The organism is Alkalicoccus chagannorensis DSM 18086 (assembly GCF_000429725.1).
GTDB lineage: Bacteria > Bacillota > Bacilli > Bacillales > Salisediminibacteriaceae > Alkalicoccus > Alkalicoccus chagannorensis.
In genome coordinates this window covers 135,555-153,279 of the sequence record NZ_AUCK01000004.1, presented here as the reverse complement: position 1 = coordinate 153,279, position 17,725 = coordinate 135,555, and the positions used below count along the sequence as shown (strand labels likewise).

At 50.9% G+C, this 17,725-nt stretch carries 19 protein-coding genes; all 19 read left to right on the top strand.

Translation table 11 applies throughout. From position 1 onward, the window contains the following. Positions 1-13: 13 nt before the first annotated feature. The 19 genes from rpsU to G477_RS18560 all read left to right on the top strand — a co-directional run bounded on the left by rpsU (position 14) and on the right by G477_RS18560 (position 17,707). Entirely contained in the window at positions 14-187 is a 174-nt protein-coding gene (gene rpsU / locus G477_RS0103405; RefSeq protein WP_026696754.1) for a 30S ribosomal protein S21, read from the top strand. 24 nt (positions 188-211) lie between these two features. Continuing rightward, positions 212-649 (top strand): GatB/YqeY domain-containing protein, encoded by a 438-nt coding sequence (locus G477_RS0103400; RefSeq protein WP_035211101.1) that lies wholly within the window; start codon positions 212-214, stop codon positions 647-649. A gap of 415 nt (positions 650-1,064) precedes the next feature. Further along, positions 1,065-2,216 (top strand): IS200/IS605 family element RNA-guided endonuclease TnpB, encoded by a 1,152-nt coding sequence (gene tnpB, locus G477_RS0103395; RefSeq protein ID WP_026696752.1) that lies wholly within the window; start codon positions 1,065-1,067, stop codon positions 2,214-2,216. Positions 2,217-2,425: 209 nt separating this feature from the next. After that, complete coding sequence (locus G477_RS0103390) at positions 2,426-2,758, top strand: hypothetical protein (protein ID WP_026696751.1); 333 nt, start codon at positions 2,426-2,428, stop codon at positions 2,756-2,758. 271 nt (positions 2,759-3,029) lie between these two features. After that, positions 3,030-4,367, top strand: coding sequence for an NfeD family protein (locus G477_RS0103385; protein WP_026696750.1), 1,338 nt, complete (start codon positions 3,030-3,032; stop codon positions 4,365-4,367). A gap of 19 nt (positions 4,368-4,386) precedes the next feature. Then, entirely contained in the window at positions 4,387-5,406 is a 1,020-nt protein-coding gene (floA, locus tag G477_RS0103380; protein WP_026696749.1) for a flotillin-like protein FloA, read from the top strand. Positions 5,407-5,423: 17 nt separating this feature from the next. Then, entirely contained in the window at positions 5,424-5,936 is a 513-nt protein-coding gene (locus G477_RS0103375; protein ID WP_156897272.1) for a hypothetical protein, read from the top strand. 318 nt (positions 5,937-6,254) lie between these two features. Beyond that, positions 6,255-7,229 (top strand): PhoH family protein, encoded by a 975-nt coding sequence (locus tag G477_RS0103370; protein WP_026696747.1) that lies wholly within the window; start codon positions 6,255-6,257, stop codon positions 7,227-7,229. A gap of 78 nt (positions 7,230-7,307) precedes the next feature. Continuing rightward, positions 7,308-9,491 carry an HD family phosphohydrolase gene (locus G477_RS0103365; protein WP_425387096.1) on the top strand — a complete coding sequence of 728 codons (2,184 nt, stop codon included), beginning with the start codon at positions 7,308-7,310 and terminating at the stop codon, positions 9,489-9,491. 3 nt (positions 9,492-9,494) lie between these two features. Further along, the gene (gene ybeY, locus G477_RS0103360) at positions 9,495-9,956 is read left to right on the top strand and encodes an rRNA maturation RNase YbeY (protein WP_026696745.1); all 462 of its coding nucleotides are present in this window, start codon (positions 9,495-9,497) and stop codon (positions 9,954-9,956) included. Continuing rightward, positions 9,940-10,332 carry a diacylglycerol kinase family protein gene (locus tag G477_RS0103355; protein ID WP_026696744.1) on the top strand — a complete coding sequence of 131 codons (393 nt, stop codon included), beginning with the start codon at positions 9,940-9,942 and terminating at the stop codon, positions 10,330-10,332. The genes ybeY and G477_RS0103355 overlap by 17 nt, the downstream gene beginning before the upstream one ends. A gap of 26 nt (positions 10,333-10,358) precedes the next feature. Next, positions 10,359-10,757, top strand: a complete 399-nt coding sequence (locus G477_RS0103350) for a cytidine deaminase (RefSeq protein WP_026696743.1) — start codon at positions 10,359-10,361, stop codon at positions 10,755-10,757. Further along, positions 10,750-11,652, top strand: coding sequence for a GTPase Era (gene era, locus G477_RS0103345; protein ID WP_026696742.1), 903 nt, complete (start codon positions 10,750-10,752; stop codon positions 11,650-11,652). The genes G477_RS0103350 and era overlap by 8 nt, the downstream gene beginning before the upstream one ends. An 18-nt stretch (positions 11,653-11,670) precedes the next feature. Further along, positions 11,671-12,426, top strand: a complete 756-nt coding sequence (gene recO, locus G477_RS0103340; protein ID WP_026696741.1) for a DNA repair protein RecO — start codon at positions 11,671-11,673, stop codon at positions 12,424-12,426. A 302-nt stretch (positions 12,427-12,728) separates the two neighbouring features. Continuing rightward, positions 12,729-13,613, top strand: a complete 885-nt coding sequence (gene glyQ, locus G477_RS0103335) for a glycine--tRNA ligase subunit alpha (protein WP_026696740.1) — start codon at positions 12,729-12,731, stop codon at positions 13,611-13,613. Then, a complete protein-coding gene (gene glyS, locus G477_RS0103330; RefSeq protein ID WP_026696739.1) occupies positions 13,606-15,699 on the top strand; it encodes a glycine--tRNA ligase subunit beta in 2,094 nt (697 codons plus the stop codon). The genes glyQ and glyS overlap by 8 nt, the downstream gene beginning before the upstream one ends. A 25-nt stretch (positions 15,700-15,724) precedes the next feature. Then, positions 15,725-16,357 (top strand): transcriptional regulator CcpN, encoded by a 633-nt coding sequence (gene ccpN / locus G477_RS0103325; protein WP_026696738.1) that lies wholly within the window; start codon positions 15,725-15,727, stop codon positions 16,355-16,357. A 12-nt stretch (positions 16,358-16,369) separates the two neighbouring features. After that, entirely contained in the window at positions 16,370-17,185 is an 816-nt protein-coding gene (locus G477_RS0103320; protein WP_026696737.1) for a pyruvate, water dikinase regulatory protein, read from the top strand. A 69-nt stretch (positions 17,186-17,254) separates the two neighbouring features. Next, positions 17,255-17,707, top strand: coding sequence for a DUF188 domain-containing protein (locus tag G477_RS18560; protein WP_170203819.1), 453 nt, complete (start codon positions 17,255-17,257; stop codon positions 17,705-17,707). The last annotated feature ends 18 nt before the right edge of the window (positions 17,708-17,725 follow it).

Below are 17,725 nucleotides of genomic sequence, written 5' to 3'. Positions count from 1 at the left end.
GGAGGGATATAGAATGGCAGAAACACGTGTTCGTAAAAACGAAAACCTCGATACTGCTCTTCGTCGTTTCAAGAAAACGATGTCTAAAGAAGGGACGATGGCTGAGGTAAAAAAGCGTAAGCACTATGAAAAGCCGAGCATTAAGCGGAAGAAAAAATCCGAAGCCGCTCGTAAGCGTAAATTCTAAGGAGTGGTCCCTGTGTCAGATCACATGATCAATCAGCTGAATGAAGATATGAAACAGGCGATGAGAGCGAAAGAAAAAGAACGACTTTCCGTCATCCGTTCTGTGAAATCTGCACTTCAAAACGAAGCCATTCAAGCTGGACATGACCTCTCTGAAGAAGAAGTGCTCACCGTATTGAACAGGGAGATGAAACAGCGTCGAGAATCCCTCCAGGAGTTCAGCAGGGCTGACAGAGAAGACCTTGCCTCAAAGACGCAGCGGGAGATCGATCTGTTGTCCCGTTATCTACCCGAACAGATGTCGGATGAAGAACTTCAGGCTGTAATCGATGAAGCGGTCGCGGAAAGCGGTGCTTCAGGCAGAGCAGATATGGGACGCGTAATGGGACTAGTCATGCCCCGGGTTAAAGGAAAAGCCGACGGCGGTCTTGTCCGGGAACGTGTGCAGCAGTCACTCAGCTGACTACAGCCGTAAAATAGGAATATTCCGGGCCGCCTCAAACAAATTTGAGGCGGCTTTTTAATAGTATATGTATACCGTTCTCATTCAGGTTGACGGCGTAGCCGGCTGATCGGGAAGTACGAAGAATCCATGCTTCCCTCAAAGAACCTGCGGTACACGCCGTTCCGATTTAAAGGCGCTCCGCGCTTTGGTTCTTTGACGGAATACAAACGTTCTCACCGGCAGAGGTCTGCGTCCACAGTATGGAAGAAAGAGCTTTGCACTGCGTTTATCATGTTTGGGCGAGAAGACCCCCGCTTCCTACGAAGTGTAAAGCGGGGGATGAATCGCCCGTCTCTTGGTAGGTGTTGCGCACAAAAGACATTCCTGCTAAAATGGGAATATAAGTTCGTATTCTACAGGGAGGTGAACACCCATGGTTGTCCAAAAAGCCTACAAATTCCGCCTCTATCCGAATCAAGCCCAGCGAACGCTCATCCACAAAACCATCGGGTGTTCCCGATTTGTGTACAATCATTTTCTTGCGAAATGGCAGGATACCTACACGACGACAGGCAAAGGGTTGACGTATAGCACCTGTTCTTCGCAACTCCCGTCTTTAAAAGCAGAATACGAATGGTTGAAAGAAGTCGATAGTGTTGCTGTGCAGACAAGCGTGAAGCACCTGTCCGATGGGTTCAGTCGTTTCTTCAAGAAGCAGAACAAGCACCCTCGCTTTAAATCCAAGAAGAATCCTGTTCAATCCTATACAACTAAGCAGACGAACGGGAATATTGCCGTCACCGGCAACAAGGTGAAACTTCCGAAACTTGGTCTGGTGACGTTTGCTAAAAGTCGGGAAGTGGAAGGGCGCATCGTTTCTGCGACGGAACGTCGCAACCCGACAGGGAAGTATTTCGTGTCGCTTCTCGCTGAAACGGAAGTCGAAGAACTTCCGAAAACCGGCAGCACCGTAGGGATAGATGTCGGATTAAAGGATTTTGCTGTTCTTTCTGATGGGACAGTTCACAAGAACCCCCGCTTTCTTCGAACGCTGGAGAAGCAACTGCAACAAGAACAACGAAAACTTTCCCGTCGATACGAGCAGGCCAAGAAAGACAACAAACCGTTGCGGGAAGCGAAGAACTACCAGAAGCAGCGAAGAACCGTCGCTCGTATTCACGAAAAAATTAAAAATACCCGCACGGATTTCCTGCATAAACTCAGTACCGCTATCGTCAAAAACCACGACGTCATCGGTATCGAAGATTTGCAGGTAGCCAATATGATGAAAAACAACAAGCTCGCCAAAGCCATCAGCGAAGTGAGCTGGTCTGAATTCCGCAGCCTGTTGGAGTACAAAGCAGCGTGGTACGGGAAAGAGGTCATTCCTGTAGGAACAACGTTCCCTTCCAGCCAACGTTGTTCCTCCTGCGGTTATCAAAACAAAGACGTGAAGAATCTCGCGTTGCGTGAATGGACATGTCCGACATGCCACACCCACCACGACCGGGATGTGAACGCAGGTAAAAATGTGGAAGCCGAAGCTTTAAGGCTTCGAACCGAAGGGACTTCGGGGATAGCCTAATGAAGTAGGGTTCGTTAGAACCCTGTACTTAGGAATCCCCCACCTCTTAGCGAAGCGTAGGTGGGGGTAGTTCAAGATGATAAGAAACTTCGGGTACTGGTTCTGATGCGCCTCCCTCCTGCAGAAGGCGGCCGTACTCAAGGTGCTGGAATCCGACGCATGGAACGAGCAGGAAATGGGTATACCTTCCTTAGAAGGAGGGGTTGTATATGGCAAAAGATATTTACTACGTAGTATGGAGAAGCGGTACTTTTATCGAGCTGACCCCAGTACTGGCTGATGATCAGCTGATCCATTATGAAGTAGAGCTGAATGCCGCGGAGAGAGAAAAACTCGAAGCGAAACTTCAGGAAGTTTCCGATGGCGATGTGATGCCGGAGCATATTTTTGTATCCCCGTTTGATGAAACGAAGGATGATTGGGAAAAAATCGAGCTCGGGGATGATGAAGATAATTTATTTCATATGATTTATAATTTCGGCACCCCGGAAACGCGCCGAAGATTAAACGAATTGTATGACGATAACCGTCCGCGCCGTTAAGGTGCACACAATCGTTACACTGGCGTCAGAAGCTCACTGCTTCCGGCGCCTTCTTGATGTGGCACAGCTGTCTGGACGCTCCTGCTCGGGCTTCCAAGAGTGCAGAGAAGTATTTACAGGTGCTTTCTGCATGAAGGCGTTGTCACTGCGGGCATGTCTGAATACATAGGGAAATCGAAAGAAGTTATTCTCACAATTCGTGAAACTTTTCTTGAAGGGGCTCCGTAGTCTATACTGAGGGTACAGCGAAGAAGAGGGGAGGACATCAAATGTGAAGAACGTGAGACTGTTGTTATATGCATTGATGATGGCTGCAGGACTCAGTCTGTTTTTGTTCACCTCCTCAACAGCGCAGGAAGGTACATCTGGAGAGGCGGTTTACTTTGTTCCAGTTGAAGACACTGTCGAACAAGGATTGGAATCATTTCTCAAGCGTGCTGTGAATACTGCCGAAGAGGAGCAGGTTGATCACATTGTTTTCGAGATGAATACACCCGGAGGACGGGTTGATGCTGCCGGCGAGATTGCAGAAGCCATTCGTAATACAGAGATTCCTACAACAGCGTTTATTGTCAGGGAAGCGATGTCAGCCGGTGCGTATATATCATTGAATGCCGATGAGATAATTATGCGTCCCGGGACAGAAATGGGCTCAGCGCAGGTAGTGGATGGTACTGGATCCGCAGCTGACGACAAAGCGCAGTCAGCCTGGCTCGGCAACATGCGTTCCGCAGCAGAGCTGAACGACCGGGACCCTGCAGTAGCTCTGGCTATGGCAGATCCTTCAAGAGAAATTGAAGAACTGGATCTCGGGGAAGGCGAGCTGCTGACCCTGACTGCTTCAGAAGCAGAACGTGTCGGTTATGCTGAGGCAGTTCTTGAATCACGAGAGGACGTTTTATCCTATCTTGATATGGAAGATGCCCAGATCATGGAATTTGAATTGAGCTTCGCGGAACAGATTGCAAGGTGGGTAACCCACCCTTTTGTGATTCCATTTCTACTGACGCTCGGCGGGGTAGGCCTTGCTATTGAACTTTTTTCACCAGGGTTTGGTATACCGGGGATCTTAGGAGCTTCATCCTTATTCCTTTTCTTCTTCGGACATACTGTAGCTGGATTTGCAGGTTGGGAAGCACTTATTCTATTCATTGTCGGAGCCGGCCTTCTCGTTCTGGAAGTATTTTCTCCAAGTTTTGGTATCTTTGGTATACTTGGACTTGGAGCTGTCCTCGCAAGCCTTGTGCTCAGTTCATTCTCGACAGCAAATATTCTCATTTCCTTCTCGATTGCGCTGATCGTCACAGCAGCGGCAATGGCGCTCCTGATCAAGTACATGGACAGGGCCGGCCCATTCAAGAAAATGATTCTTCACGAAGAAGCAGGAAATGAGAAAGGGTATGTTTCCAGTGATACCCGAAAAGATGTTGAAGGGAAAACGGGTACTGCATTAACGGTTCTCCGGCCTTCCGGTTCAGCAAGAATCGGGGAAGAACGGCTTGACGTGGTATCTGAGGGAGGCTATATTGAACAAGGAAGTAAAATTCAAGTTGTTTCCGTATCCGGTTCCAGAATTGTCGTCAGAGATATTTCCGGAGAAGATGCGTAATTAAAAAGGAGGAAAAGACATGCCTGATCAAATTGGAATTTTTATTCTCATCGGTGTGATTCTGGTAGCAGCTGTTGTGCTGTTTACCTTCGTTCCGGTGGCACTATGGATTTCGGCCCTGGCAGCCGGAGTGAAAGTGGGTATCTTTCAGCTCGTCGGGATGAGACTGCGTCGAGTTATTCCACATCGAGTTGTCAACCCGCTCATCAAGGCGGTAAAAGCCGGTCTTGATATTTCTACAAACAAATTGGAAGGACATTACCTGGCAGGGGGTAACGTCGACCGGGTTGTTAATGCGCTGATTGCCGCGCAGCGTGCGAACATCGATCTGACCTTCGAACGATGTGCCGCGATTGACCTCGCCGGCCGAGACGTACTCGAAGCGGTACAGATGAGCGTCAACCCGAAGGTCATTGAAACACCGTTTATTGCCGGTGTTGCGATGGATGGTATTGAAGTGAAGGCGAAAGCCCGGATCACCGTCCGTGCCAACATAGACCGCCTTGTCGGTGGTGCCGGTGAAGACACTGTTATTGCCCGTGTCGGTGAAGGGATCGTCTCCACGATTGGTTCTGCAAAGAATCATAAAGAAGTGCTGGAGAATCCGGACATGATTTCCCAGACTGTCCTGAAAAAAGGACTGGACGCTGGTACGGCGTTTGAAATTCTATCCATCGACATTGCTGACATTGACATCGGTAAAAACATCGGCGCAGGACTGCAGACCGATCAGGCCGATGCTGATAAGAAAATTGCACAGGCGAAAGCAGAAGAACGTCGTGCAATGGCCGTAGCACAGGAACAGGAAATGAAAGCCCGCGTAGAAGAAATGCGTGCGAAAGTGGTTGAGGCAGAAGCCGAAGTACCAATGGCTATGTCGGAAGCACTTCGTTCCGGAAACCTGGGCGTGATGGATTATATCAACTTTAACAACGTAAAAGCTGATACGGATATGCGCGATTCCATCGGAAAAGCAACTCGCGGTGATGAGGAAGATGAGGAGAGCAAGATTTCCAACAATACCCCTCATAACAGCTGATGAAAGGGGTAGATCTGATGCTACAATTCATGGCACTAGTGGACAACCCGATCATCCTGTTTTTTATCATTGCAGCGCTGATCAGCTTGTTCCAGTCTCTCGGCAGACAAAAAAGCGGCTCTCAGACGGAGGGCGGCCAGGGCCAGCAGCAGTCGTCTTCCCAGGATCAGCAGCGGGATGACCGCGGTGAATCCGGTAAAATTGACTGGGAAGACGTACTGTTCGGCGGCGGTGATGGGAAAAAGGAAGAAAAGCAGTCCCAGCCGCAGTCGCGCGAAGTGGAGAAGTCCGAGGCGGAGAAGAAAATGGATGAACGATACGAACAGCTGAAAGAGAAGCAGCGTAAAGCATCCGAAAAAGCCGCCAAAGTGGATACGTCCATGATTGAACAGGGCGATATCACGAAAAGCGGTAGTCATAAGCTGGACCTCGGATTCGACCGGATGGAGAAAGAAGACGTCATTAAAGGAATCGTCTGGTCCGAAGTACTGAATAAACCAAAATCAAGGCAGTCCGGGCGTCGTCACTGACGAAGGACTTCTGAAAGGGCCGTCTCCTGCAGAGCAGGAGGCGGTCGTTTTTGTATATATAAGAATGTATAAGGTTTCATTAAGGGTGACGTCGGCTCTGTCAGCTGCTCGGGAAGCATGAATAACTTATGCTTCCCTCAAAGAACCTGCGGTACACGCCGTTCCGACCAAAAGACGCTGCGCGTTTTTGTTCTTTGATAGAAAAACAGCGGGTATACGCACTTCCGGCGGCAGGGAGAACCCGGAAAAACTTTGCACGTGCGCGGCCCGGATGGTAAAGTAAAGGTATACACCACCGTAGTAGGGAGATTTGCATACATGAGTCGACTGATTGCGATACCGGCCGATGATGCCGATCAAGTACAGGCGTTGTTCGGTCCGAATGATAAACATTTGATAAGACTGGAAGAAGCTTTTGAGACCGAATTGGTCACAAGAGGAAGCGATGTGTCAGTAGAGGCAGACCAGGATACATCGGATAAAATCGAAAAGATACTGCTTACCCTCCTGCAGCTGATCCGAAAAGGAATACGCATTCATGAGCGGGACGTTATGTACGCAGCACAGCTTGCGGAACAGGATCTGTTAGGAGAAATGACAGATCTGTATGAAGAAAAAATCACGGTGACGGCAAAAGGGAAGCCGATTCTGGCGAAAACCCTCGGACAGCGCCACTACGTTTCCGCTATCCGGAAACATGATATTGTCTTCGGTATCGGACCTGCCGGCACCGGTAAGACCTATCTTGCTGTTGTACTTGCTGTGCATGCGCTGAAAGAGGGGCATATAAAGCGGATTGTTCTGACCAGACCGGCTGTCGAGGCCGGTGAGAATCTCGGTTTTCTTCCAGGGGATCTGAAAGAAAAGGTCGATCCGTATCTCCGGCCCCTGTATGATGCCCTTCATGATGTCCTTGGGGCAGAGCATACAGCGCGATTGCAGGAACGCGGTACGATCGAAATTGCACCGCTTGCCTACATGCGTGGAAGAACACTGGATGATTCATTCGTCATTCTGGATGAAGCGCAGAATACAACAGAGGAACAAATTAAAATGTTTCTCACTCGACTCGGCTTCGGCTCAAAAATGGTCGTTACCGGGGATTTGACGCAGATTGACCTGCCAAAAGGAAGGAAATCCGGCCTCAAAGAATCCCAGAGGATACTCGCAGGAGTCAAAGGACTGCAGTTCATTTATCTTCAGGGCAGCGATGTGGTCCGGCATGCTCTCGTACAGCGGATCATTGAAGCCTATGACACGGAAAGTGGAGAAGGAAAAGAAAGAAACGAATAAGCGGGGCCGCATCCGGTGCAGCCGGAGCGGCTCCTTTGTGCCTGACATACATACCAACAGGTTCTGGGAGGAGGGGCAGTGTTGACATCTCCGTCATCGATCGACCATATGCGCTGGTGGAACAAGTGGAAGAACCACCCAAGTCTTCGGGTGCTGCTGTTTACACTGGCTGGAGTCATAACTTTTTTTCTGCTGCTTCCAAACGTACTTCCGGATGACCTGGACGTCGAATCAGGCGACATTGCTCAAGACGATCTTCGTTCTCCCGTCACCGTGGAAAACTCCGAAGAAACGGAACGGATGCAGCAGGAAGTGCTGGATAACATCGATCCCGTCTATGCTGTCCAGCCTCGTTATACCGATAACCAGCTGGAGCGGATCCAGGACATGTTTCAGACGATTCACCTCGTACAGCTGGATATCCGGCAGCAGGAAGGGGATTTAACCTTTTTTGAGAATACCGGACCCGGTGGAGAGGAATGGTCGGAAGAAGAGCAGGTGCAGGAAGTCAGAGAGCGGATTTCAGAAGAATTTGCCGAGGCACTCGATGATGATACCATTCGAACGCTGCTTCTAGCGGATCTGGAAGAACTCCAGACGGCCCAGGACACCATAACGAGTGCGGTCCACGATATTATGTCCGACGAGGTTGCATTGAATGAAGTAGACGAAGCTAGAGATCAGGTGGAACTTAGTGTTCGAGGCTCCTCGATTCGATCGAGCATGGAAGATGCGATGGCGGATATTGCCCGTGAAGGCATTACGGCCAACTATATGATCGATGAAGAAGCGACGCAGGAAGCACGGGAAGCAGCGCTCGATCTCGTCGAGCCAGCGATGATCCGCGAAGGCCAGATTCTTGCCGAAGAAGGACAGGTTGTCACCGCTGAAATTCACGAACAGCTCCGGCTCGCCGGCATGACAGAAGAGTCTACTGCATACGGCGCATATGCAGGGCTGGCACTGCTGACAGGGCTGATGATGTTTGTGCTCGCCTACTATCTGGGTGAAGCCAAAACGAGCCTCAAGACGAACAATACGCACCTGCTGCTGTTTCTGATTATTTATCTGTTGACGCTCGGGATGATGAAGCTCGCCAGCCTGCTGCAGGAGCTGGAACTGACGGGGATCATTTATCTCGTGCCGGCCGCTTTTGGTGCAGTGATGGTTTCGCTGCTGCTGCACCCGCGTACGGCGATCTTTTTAAGTGTGCTTTTTGCCATCTGTGCCTCTGTCCTGTTCAATGAGCAGTCCGCTTCCGTGTTTGATTTTGGATTCGGTATCTATGTCCTCTTCTCCAGCCTGGCAGGGGTATTCTTTCTGGACACTTCCAGTCGAGCAACCCGGCTGTTGAAAACGGGGGCGTATATTTCGATTATGAACATGGCGGCTTTATTCGCCGTGCTGTTTATGAAAGGAATCCCGCTCAATTGGACGGAGAGTTTTCTATATGCTGGGGCCGCTTCTGCTGCGGGGTTTGGTTCAGTCGTTTTCGCTCTCGGTCTTCTCCCGTTTTTTGAATCCGGATTCGGGGTACTTTCTTCTGCAAGGCTGATTGAACTGTCCAATCCGAACAGCAGGATGCTCCGCAAAATCCTGCTGGACACGCCGGGCACCTATCATCACAGTGTCGTCGTTGCAAACTTAGCAGAAGGTGCCTGTGAAGCGATTGGAGCTAACGGACTGCTTGCCCGCGTCGGATCGTATTATCACGATGCCGGAAAGACGGTCCGGCCGCAGTTTTTCATTGAAAATCAGCACAAAGATGACAATCCCCATGACCACCTCCCTCCAAAGAGGAGCGCGGAAATCATCATTGCGCATCCCTACGACGGGGCAGCCATGCTGCGGGATGAAAAAATGCCGAAAGAAATCATTGATATTGCAGAACAGCATCACGGAACGACCCTCTTAAAATATTTCTATTTTAAAGCAAAAGAAACTTCGAATGAGGTGGACGAGAGAACGTACCGCTATCCGGGGCCTAAAGCGCAGACGCGGGAAGCGGCGGTAGTCGGGATCGCTGATAGTGTGGAAGCAGCCGTCCGTTCCATGTCGGAGCCGACGATGGCGAAGATTGAGGATCTCTGCAGGAAAATTATCCATGACCGTCTGCATGACGGACAGTTTGACGACTGTGACATTACGATGCGGGAACTGGATCAAGTGCACCAGGCGATCTGTGAAACGCTGCAGGGGACCTTTCATACAAGAATAGACTATCCGGACGATGAAGAGCTTAAGACTGCGGAAGGAGAGTAGACCATGACATATAGTATTGATGTTATCGATGAGAACGAGAAGCTGACGGAGGAGGAAGCCGCCCTGCTGCACGGCGTTCTGACGGAGGCTATGACAAGAGAGTCTCTCCCGGAAGACAGTGAAGTCTGTGTGCGCATTACCAGTGATGCAGATATTCATGAACTGAACCGGACCTATCGGAATAAAGATAAACCGACGGACGTGCTCTCTTTCGCTATGCAGGAAGGGGAGGAGATGCCTCACATAGAGGGGATGCCGCTGGTTCTTGGTGATATTGTCATTTCTTATGATACGGCAGTGAGGCAGGCAGAGACTTATGGGCACAGCCGCCAAAGGGAGCTCGCTTTCCTTGCGGTTCACGGTCTGCTGCACCTTCATGGCTATGATCACGAGAGCAGCGAAGCTGAAAACGACATGTTTGCGCAACAGGAAGCGGTGCTTGCGGCATATGGCATCGAGAAATAAACGTCCGTTCATTTCGCTGGCGAGGTTGAAGCAGAGTTTTGCGTATGCCGGTGCAGGGATTAAGTATACGTGGCAACATGAACAGAATTTTCGTTTTCATACTGCCGCAGCCGTCATCGTGATGCTTGCTGCGCAGCTGCTCCAGATTCCTCTGCTGGAGCAGGCTGTACTTGCCGCAGCGGTGGGCATTGTTCTCTGTCTCGAGCTGATCAATACGGCTGTGGAGCATATCACTGATTTAATCATACAGACGTACGATGAACGTGCAAAGATTATTAAAGATACCGCGGCAGGAGCGGTGCTTGTGTTTTCCATAACATCAGCGCTCGTCGGGATGATGATCTTCCTGCCGCATATCGCAGCATTGTTTCAATAAAATTTTTAATGGTGGTGGATGATAAGATGACTAAAGAAGATCTCATGAAACGCGCAGTGGAAGCGAGAGCCAATGCCTACGTTCCTTACTCGAAGTTTCCGGTAGGAGCGGCACTCGAGGCAGAAGATGGAACGATCTTTACGGGCTGCAACATTGAAAATGCCGCCTACAGCATGTGTAACTGCGGCGAGCGTACTGCCGTATTCAAAGCCGTTTCCGAAGGTTATACGCGTTTTCGTGCCCTGGCTGTTGCGGCCGATACAGACGGTCCTGTTTCCCCGTGCGGCGCCTGCAGACAGGTGCTGTCTGAACTGCTTCAACAGGAGACGGTGGTATACTTAACGAACTTACATGGAGATGTGCAGACGACGACGATCGAAGCGCTGCTTCCCGGCGCATTCACCAAGGAGGATCTTCATGGCTGAAGAGCATAAGTCCGGTTTTGCCGCGCTGATCGGCCGGCCGAATGTCGGCAAATCGACCTTGTTGAATGAGGTGCTCGGCGAAAAGATCGCCATTATGAGCGATAAAGCACAGACGACACGCAACCGGATTCAAGGCGTGTATACCGAAGAACGCGGCCAGGTAATCTTTATTGACACACCAGGCATTCACAAACCGAAACACCGTCTCGGTGATTTCATGACCAAGACGGCAGTTAATACCTTGAATGAGGTAGACATGGTGTTGTTTCTCGTCGATGCATCAGAAGGCAAAGGGCGGGGCGACGAATATATCATCGAAAAACTGAAATATGCGCAGACGCCGGTGTTTCTGATTATCAACAAGATTGACCAGGTGCATCCGGATGAGCTCCTTCCGCTCATCGCTTCGTACCAGGAGCTCCATGCTTTTGATGAAGTGATACCGATCTCGGCTCTCCACGGGCAGAATGTAGATACGCTGAAAGAACAGATCTTCGCCAGACTGGAAGCAGGTCCTGCCTATTATCCGGAAGACCATATCACCGACCATCCGGAACGTTTTCTCATTGCCGAGATGATTCGTGAGAAAGTACTCCATCTGACGAGAGAAGAAGTACCCCACTCGATTGCAGTCGAAATCGAACAGATCAAAGAGCGCAGCAGCAGCACGGTTTATGCAGGCGCGGTGATTGTTGTGGAAAGAAAGTCACAAAAGGGTATTATTATCGGCCGGCAGGGCAGCATGCTCAAAGAAATCGGCAGGCTAGCGCGGGAAGACATTGAGAAGCTGCTCGGTACGAAAGTATTTCTTGAACTGTGGGTGAAAGTCGAAGAAGACTGGAGAAACAAACCGAAATATCTCCGCGAATTCGGATATGACGACGAAGACTATTGATCGTAGCGGGAGGAGCCTATGCTGAAACGGGTACAGGGAATAGTGCTGCGGACGACGAATTATGGAGAGACACATGTCATCGTCACGATTTTCTCACGGGAAGGCGGGAAGACAGCACTGATGGCAAGAGGGGCGAAAAAACCGAAGAGCCCTTTCGGTGCTGCGGTCCAGCCTTTTGTGGAGAGCATTTTTGTTTTTTACCAAGGGCGGGGAATGGGCAGCCTGAATCAGGCTGACATTATCCAGTCGCACCGAAGACTGCGGGAAGATATTTTCTTGAATGCCCGTGGCTCGTGCATGCTGGAGCTGCTTGATAAGCTTACGGAGGACCAGCAGGCTTCTCCAGCGCTGTATGACCTGATCACGTTCGCCCTCGGTCGAATGCATGAAGGGGAAGACGGAGAAGCGCTGCAGCTGTTGTTTGAGACAAAAATGCTCGCTGTATCCGGTGCCGATCCAGTGCTGCACGCCTGTGTCTCCTGCGGGGATGCCGAAGGAGAAAAAACACTGTCCATCCGCGACGGTGGTGCTCTTTGTCTCTCCTGTGCCTCGGAGAGAGAAAATGAATTTTTCCCGAGGCCGAAGACCATCAAGGTGATGCGGCTGTTCCAGCAGGCACAGCCGGAGCGTCTAGGCAGCATTACGCTGCATCAGGAGACAAAGAAGGAGCTTCAAATCATCCTGGATGAATATTACCAGAATTACGTTGGAGTGACGCTCCGGGCGAAACGATTCCTCCAGCAGCTGGACAATATGGAGCCTCCCGGGAGTTGACAGACGACGGTTTCTTTCGTAGTATAATGAAATGACAATAATCTGCTGAGAAGAAGAGTAGTACACTGCGAGGGACTGCCAGCGAATCCGGGATCGTGGAAGCCGGATCAGCCCCCCTCCTGTCGAAGGCACTTTGGAGCGGAAGGACGAAAGTGGCACTGGAGAGAAAATGTTCAGTGCAAATAGGGTGGAACCGCGGGAAAGCTCCCGTCCCTATATCTGCACAGGCCGGGTATAGAGACGGGAGTTTTTTGCGTACCGTAAAGCAGTATCCGGATTAATTGAAAGGTGGAGGGAATAGCATGAATGTACAGGATATGATCTTAACACTGCAGAATTTCTGGGGTAAGCAGCGCTGCCTGCTTCTACAGCCGTATGATGTGGAAAAGGGAGCAGGGACGATGAACCCGATGACCTTTCTGAAGAGCATTGGTCCGGAACCCTGGAATGTTGCTTATGTCGAACCTTCCCGCCGTCCGGCTGATGGACGATACGGGGAAAACCCGAACAGACTGTATCAGCACCATCAGTTTCAGGTGATCATGAAGCCTTCACCGGATAATATACAGGAGCTTTACCTGCAGAGCCTTCGTGAACTCGGAATCAATCCGGATGAGCATGACATCCGGTTTGTCGAGGATAACTGGGAAGCACCGACACTTGCTGCCTGGGGGCTCGGCTGGGAAGTATGGCTGGATGGAATGGAAATCACCCAGTTCACGTATTTCCAGCAGGTAGGCGGACTCGATGCGTCGCCCGTGTCCGTGGAAATCACCTATGGACTGGAACGTCTCGCTTCGTACATTCAGGATAAAGAGAATGTGTACGATCTGGAATGGGTGGAAGGATTCACCTACGGAGATGTGTTCCGTCAGAATGAATACGAACAATCCAAGTACTCTTTTGAAACCGCGGACCGCAGCATGCTGTTTCAACTATTTGATATGTATGAAAAAGAAGCAGCACGAGCACTCGATGACCAGCTTGTCATCCCGTCCTACGATTATGTGCTGAAATGTTCCCATGTGTTCAACCTTCTCGATGCCCAGGGAGCGATTTCCGTCACTGAGCGGACCGGGTATATCGGCAGAGTCCGGACCCTTGCACGCCGGTGCGCTTCTGCCTACTACGATGCGCGGGAAGCGCTTGGATTTCCGATGGTAAAGGAGGAGTCAGAAGATGAGTAATCAAACACTGCTTTTAGAAATCGGACTGGAGGAGATGCCCGCCCGATTCGTCACCAATGCACAGAAAGAACTCGAACAGCGGACTGCAGCCTGGCTGCAGGAGAGACGGATTCCGTATGAAACCGTAAAAGGATTCTCGACACCGAGACGCCTGGCCGTCCAAGTCACAGGAACGGCAGATCGGCAGCCCGATATGGAAGAGAAGGCGAAAGGCCCTTCCGAAAAAATCGGTGTCCAGGACGGTGACTGGTCGAAAGCAGCGCAGGGTTTTGCCCGCGGCCAAGGGGTGACGACCGAGGATCTTTATATAAAAGAGGTAAAAGGAGAGAATTACCTTTTCGCCACCAAGTATATTAAAGGGGAAGCGGTCGAAGAGCTTCTGCCCGGATTAAAAGATGTCCTGTTGTCGATTCCGTTTCCAAAAAACATGCGGTGGGGCAGCAATACCCTCCGTTACGTACGTCCGATTAAGTGGCTGACTGCCCTCTACGGCAGCGAGGTCGTCCCATTTACGGTGACAAACGTGGAAAGCGGGCGGACGACATGGGGCCATCGTTTTCTCGGCGGTGAAACGGAACTCCGCCATGCGGACGAATACGAAACAAAGCTGCAGGCGGAGCATGTGATTGCGGATCCGACAGAAAGAAAACAGGCCATTGCCGCTCAGATACAGGATCTTGAAGCAGAGAACAGCTGGCATATTCCGCTGCATGAAGGCCTGCTGGAAGAAGTCAATCAGCTAGTAGAGTATCCAACAGCTCTGTTCGGTCATTTTGATGAAAGTTTTCTGCAGGTACCGGATGAAGTGCTGATTACGTCCATGCGTGAGCACCAGCGGTATTTTCCAGTCTACAATCAGGAGGGCGCTCTCGTACCGGCGTTTGTCACGGTACGCAACGGCGATCATCGTCACCTGGAGAACGTACAGAAAGGGAACGAAAAAGTCATCCGGGCACGACTTGCCGACGCTGAATTCTTCTACAGCGAAGACCGGAAGCAGACGCTGGAATCCCGGCTAGAGAAACTGTCTTCGATCGTTTATCACGAAAAGCTGGGAACGATGATGGACAAAGTGGAGCGGATTACATCAGCATCAAGACTGCTGGCATCGTTCGCGGAAGCAGATGAACAAACGACCGTCACGGCATCCAGAGCCGCAGCTCTTTCAAAAGCGGATCTGGTCACCCTGATGGTCGATGAATTTACTGAACTGGAAGGGCAGATGGGCGAATATTATGCGCTTCATGACGGAGAATCCCCGGATACAGCGAAGGCAATCCGGGAACACTATCTCCCGAAGCAGTCCGGAGACCCTGTACCGGATGGCATGGCAGGCCGGATTGTAAGCATGGCGGATAAATTGGATACGCTGGTGACAAGTTTTGGCATCGGCTCTATCCCAACTGGTTCACAGGATCCTCATGGACTGCGGCGCCAGGCGGCAGCCGTGCTTCACATCTACCTTGAATCCAGCTGGCATTTCGACTTTATTCAGCTGCTCGAAACATTGACAGCAGATGCTGCGGACCAGGGGCTGCTCCAGGAGACAGAGGAAACAACCGTGGCAGAACTGAAGTCCTTTTTCCAGCTTCGTTTCCAGACGATTCTCAAAGAGCGCGGCATCCGCTATGACGTTGCCGATGCTGTTATGGCAGCAGGCATGCAGTATCCGAACCGGCTGATGAAGAAGGCAGCATTAATCAATGAAAAACTGGATCAGGCTGAATTCAAAAAAGAGACAGAAGCATTCAGCCGGGTGACGAACATCGCTGTGAAAGCTGATTCCGATCGTTTGATTCAGCAGGAAGACCTTCAGGAAAAAGAAGAACAAGCGCTCTTCGCCGCGGCTGCGGAAGCGGAACAGAGCATCGCCACTGCCTGGAATCAGGAAGATGCCGTAGCGGCCTACCGCGCACTGCAGAAGCTGGTGCCATCCGTGAATGCTTATTTTGACCACATTATGGTGATGACAGAGGACCCAGCCTTGAGGGAAGTCCGGCTGGCCCAGATGAAAAATACTGCAGCTCTGATCACGTCGTTTGCTGATTTTCAGCACCTGGTTTTCCACAGCGAAGATGACAGCTGATTGAGCGCAGAGAGGCGGTGAAGACATGGAATTGTCGGAGCGTCAGGAAAAAATTGTGGAAATCGTCAAAGCAGACGGCCCGATTACCGGCGAAAAAATAGCGGATAGACTGCACCTCACACGGGCTACCCTGAGACCTGACCTGACAGTGCTTACGATGTCGGGGTACTTGGATGCGAGGCCGCGCGTCGGATATTATTACACGGGAAAAACCGGTGGAGAGCTGTTTCAGGAACGACTGCTTAAGCTGAAAGTGAAAGAATTTCAGTCGGTCCCTGTCGTTATCGGTGAAGATGCCTCCGTCTACGATGCCATTGTGTCGATGTTTCTTGAAGACGTCGGAACGCTGTTTGTTGTCAAAGATGGAGGCAGGCTGATCGGCATTGTATCCCGTAAAGATCTGCTCCGTGCAAGCATGGGGAAGCAGGAGCTGGAATCCGTTCCGGTGAGTATCATCATGACGAGGATGCCGAACATAGCTGTCTGCACACCGGAAGAGTCGGTACTGGAGACAGCGAATAAGCTGATCAGCAAACAGATCGACGGACTCCCTGTTGTCAGAGAGACGGAGGATGGAGACATGGAGGTGATCGGTCGTATGACGAAGACCAATATCACGAAAGCATTCGTTTATATCGCTGAAGAGCCTGATGCCTAGGAGGGGTTACACGTGAATGAACAGGTGACTGTATATGTATTGTCTGATTCTGTAGGCGAAACGGCAGAACTGGTTGTTAAAGCAGCAATCAGCCAGTTTTCCGAATCGAAATCCAGAATCCGCCGTATTCCTTATGTTGAAGACGTGGGCACTGTCGATGAAGTGGTCCGGGAAGCTGCGGAGAACAACGGTCTGATTGCCTTTACTGTGGTCATCCCGGAAATCAAGCAGCGGATCATCCAAGAGGCTCAGAAGCAGGGGATCCCCTTTTACGATGTGTTGAGTCCACTCCTCTCTATGGTGGAGGATCGACTGGGTGAAGCACCTAAAAACGAATCTGGATTGATCCACACCCTGGACGAAGATTATTTCCGCAAGGTCGAAGCAATTGAATTTGCTGTGAAATATGATGACGGGCGTGATCCGCGTGGCATCCTGCGGGCGGATGTGGTGCTGGTGGGCGTCTCACGCACCTCGAAAACCCCGCTTTCCCAGTATCTGGCACACAAACGGCTGAAAGTGGCGAACGTACCGCTGGTCCCTGAAGTAGAGCCGCCTGAGGAGCTGTTCACCATTCCGCCGGAGAGAGTGATTGGACTTAAAATCAGTCCGGAGAAGCTGAACGGGATCCGCACGGAACGACTGAAAGCACTCGGGCTTAAAGCACAGGCGAACTATGCGACGATTCAGCGAATTGAAGAAGAACTCCGCTACTCCGCAGACATGATGGAACGGCTTCAATGCCAGGTGATTGACGTATCAGCGAAAGCGGTGGAGGAAACAGCCAATATTATCTACCAGATGGTTCATCCTCATCAGTCCCGGTAACCTTCTCTGGTATTCAGACCGTAGATGAGATATAATAAACTATTGTGATTCAACCTTGGAGGAACTATGGTGAAACCTATACATGTCTGGGTGGACGCGGATGCTTCTCCCGTAGTTCCACAGCTTCTTCAGCTGAAAAAGGAACTGCCGATTACGCTGACGCTGGTACATTCTCCGGATCATATCCGCCGCGATCCTCCGGCTGATGTCGAGATCGTTGTTGTTGAACGGGGACCCGATGCAGCTGATTTTTATATTATGCAGCACTGCCGCCGCGGTGACATTGTGATAACGGATGATCTTGGATTTGCCTCTATGGTGGAGGCGAAAGGAGCCGTCCCTTTGCAGTCGAATGGCAGACAGCTGCGTCGGGAGATGCTTGACGGCCTGCTTGAAATGCGCCATGCGGCTGCAGAAGAACGAAGGGCCGGCCGGCGGACGAAAGGACCTTCAAAGCGGAAAAAGCAGCATAACGATGCATTCACAGAAGGGTTTCGCTGCGTAGTCAATGATATGAGCTGACGAGTCAGCCTGCGGAAA

What these genes read in the sequence shown, in the direction of transcription:
- G477_RS0103400 (WP_035211101.1), top strand. Translation starts at nt 212, where the DNA reads ATGATCAATCAGCTGAATGAAGATATGAAACAGGCGATGAGAGCGAAA.
- G477_RS0103350 (WP_026696743.1), top strand. Translation starts at nt 10,359, where the DNA reads ATGACTAAAGAAGATCTCATGAAACGCGCAGTGGAAGCGAGAGCCAAT.
- rpsU (WP_026696754.1), top strand. Translation starts at nt 14, where the DNA reads ATGGCAGAAACACGTGTTCGTAAAAACGAAAACCTCGATACTGCTCTT.
- G477_RS0103370 (WP_026696747.1), top strand. Translation starts at nt 6,255, where the DNA reads ATGAGTCGACTGATTGCGATACCGGCCGATGATGCCGATCAAGTACAG.
- G477_RS0103390 (WP_026696751.1), top strand. Translation starts at nt 2,426, where the DNA reads ATGGCAAAAGATATTTACTACGTAGTATGGAGAAGCGGTACTTTTATC.
- glyS (WP_026696739.1), top strand. Translation starts at nt 13,606, where the DNA reads ATGAGTAATCAAACACTGCTTTTAGAAATCGGACTGGAGGAGATGCCC.
- era (WP_026696742.1), top strand. Translation starts at nt 10,750, where the DNA reads ATGGCTGAAGAGCATAAGTCCGGTTTTGCCGCGCTGATCGGCCGGCCG.
- tnpB (WP_026696752.1), top strand. Translation starts at nt 1,065, where the DNA reads ATGGTTGTCCAAAAAGCCTACAAATTCCGCCTCTATCCGAATCAAGCC.
- floA (WP_026696749.1), top strand. Translation starts at nt 4,387, where the DNA reads ATGCCTGATCAAATTGGAATTTTTATTCTCATCGGTGTGATTCTGGTA.
- G477_RS0103375 (WP_156897272.1), top strand. Translation starts at nt 5,424, where the DNA reads ATGCTACAATTCATGGCACTAGTGGACAACCCGATCATCCTGTTTTTT.
- recO (WP_026696741.1), top strand. Translation starts at nt 11,671, where the DNA reads ATGCTGAAACGGGTACAGGGAATAGTGCTGCGGACGACGAATTATGGA.
- ccpN (WP_026696738.1), top strand. Translation starts at nt 15,725, where the DNA reads ATGGAATTGTCGGAGCGTCAGGAAAAAATTGTGGAAATCGTCAAAGCA.
- glyQ (WP_026696740.1), top strand. Translation starts at nt 12,729, where the DNA reads ATGAATGTACAGGATATGATCTTAACACTGCAGAATTTCTGGGGTAAG.
- G477_RS0103355 (WP_026696744.1), top strand. Translation starts at nt 9,940, where the DNA reads ATGGCATCGAGAAATAAACGTCCGTTCATTTCGCTGGCGAGGTTGAAG.
- ybeY (WP_026696745.1), top strand. Translation starts at nt 9,495, where the DNA reads ATGACATATAGTATTGATGTTATCGATGAGAACGAGAAGCTGACGGAG.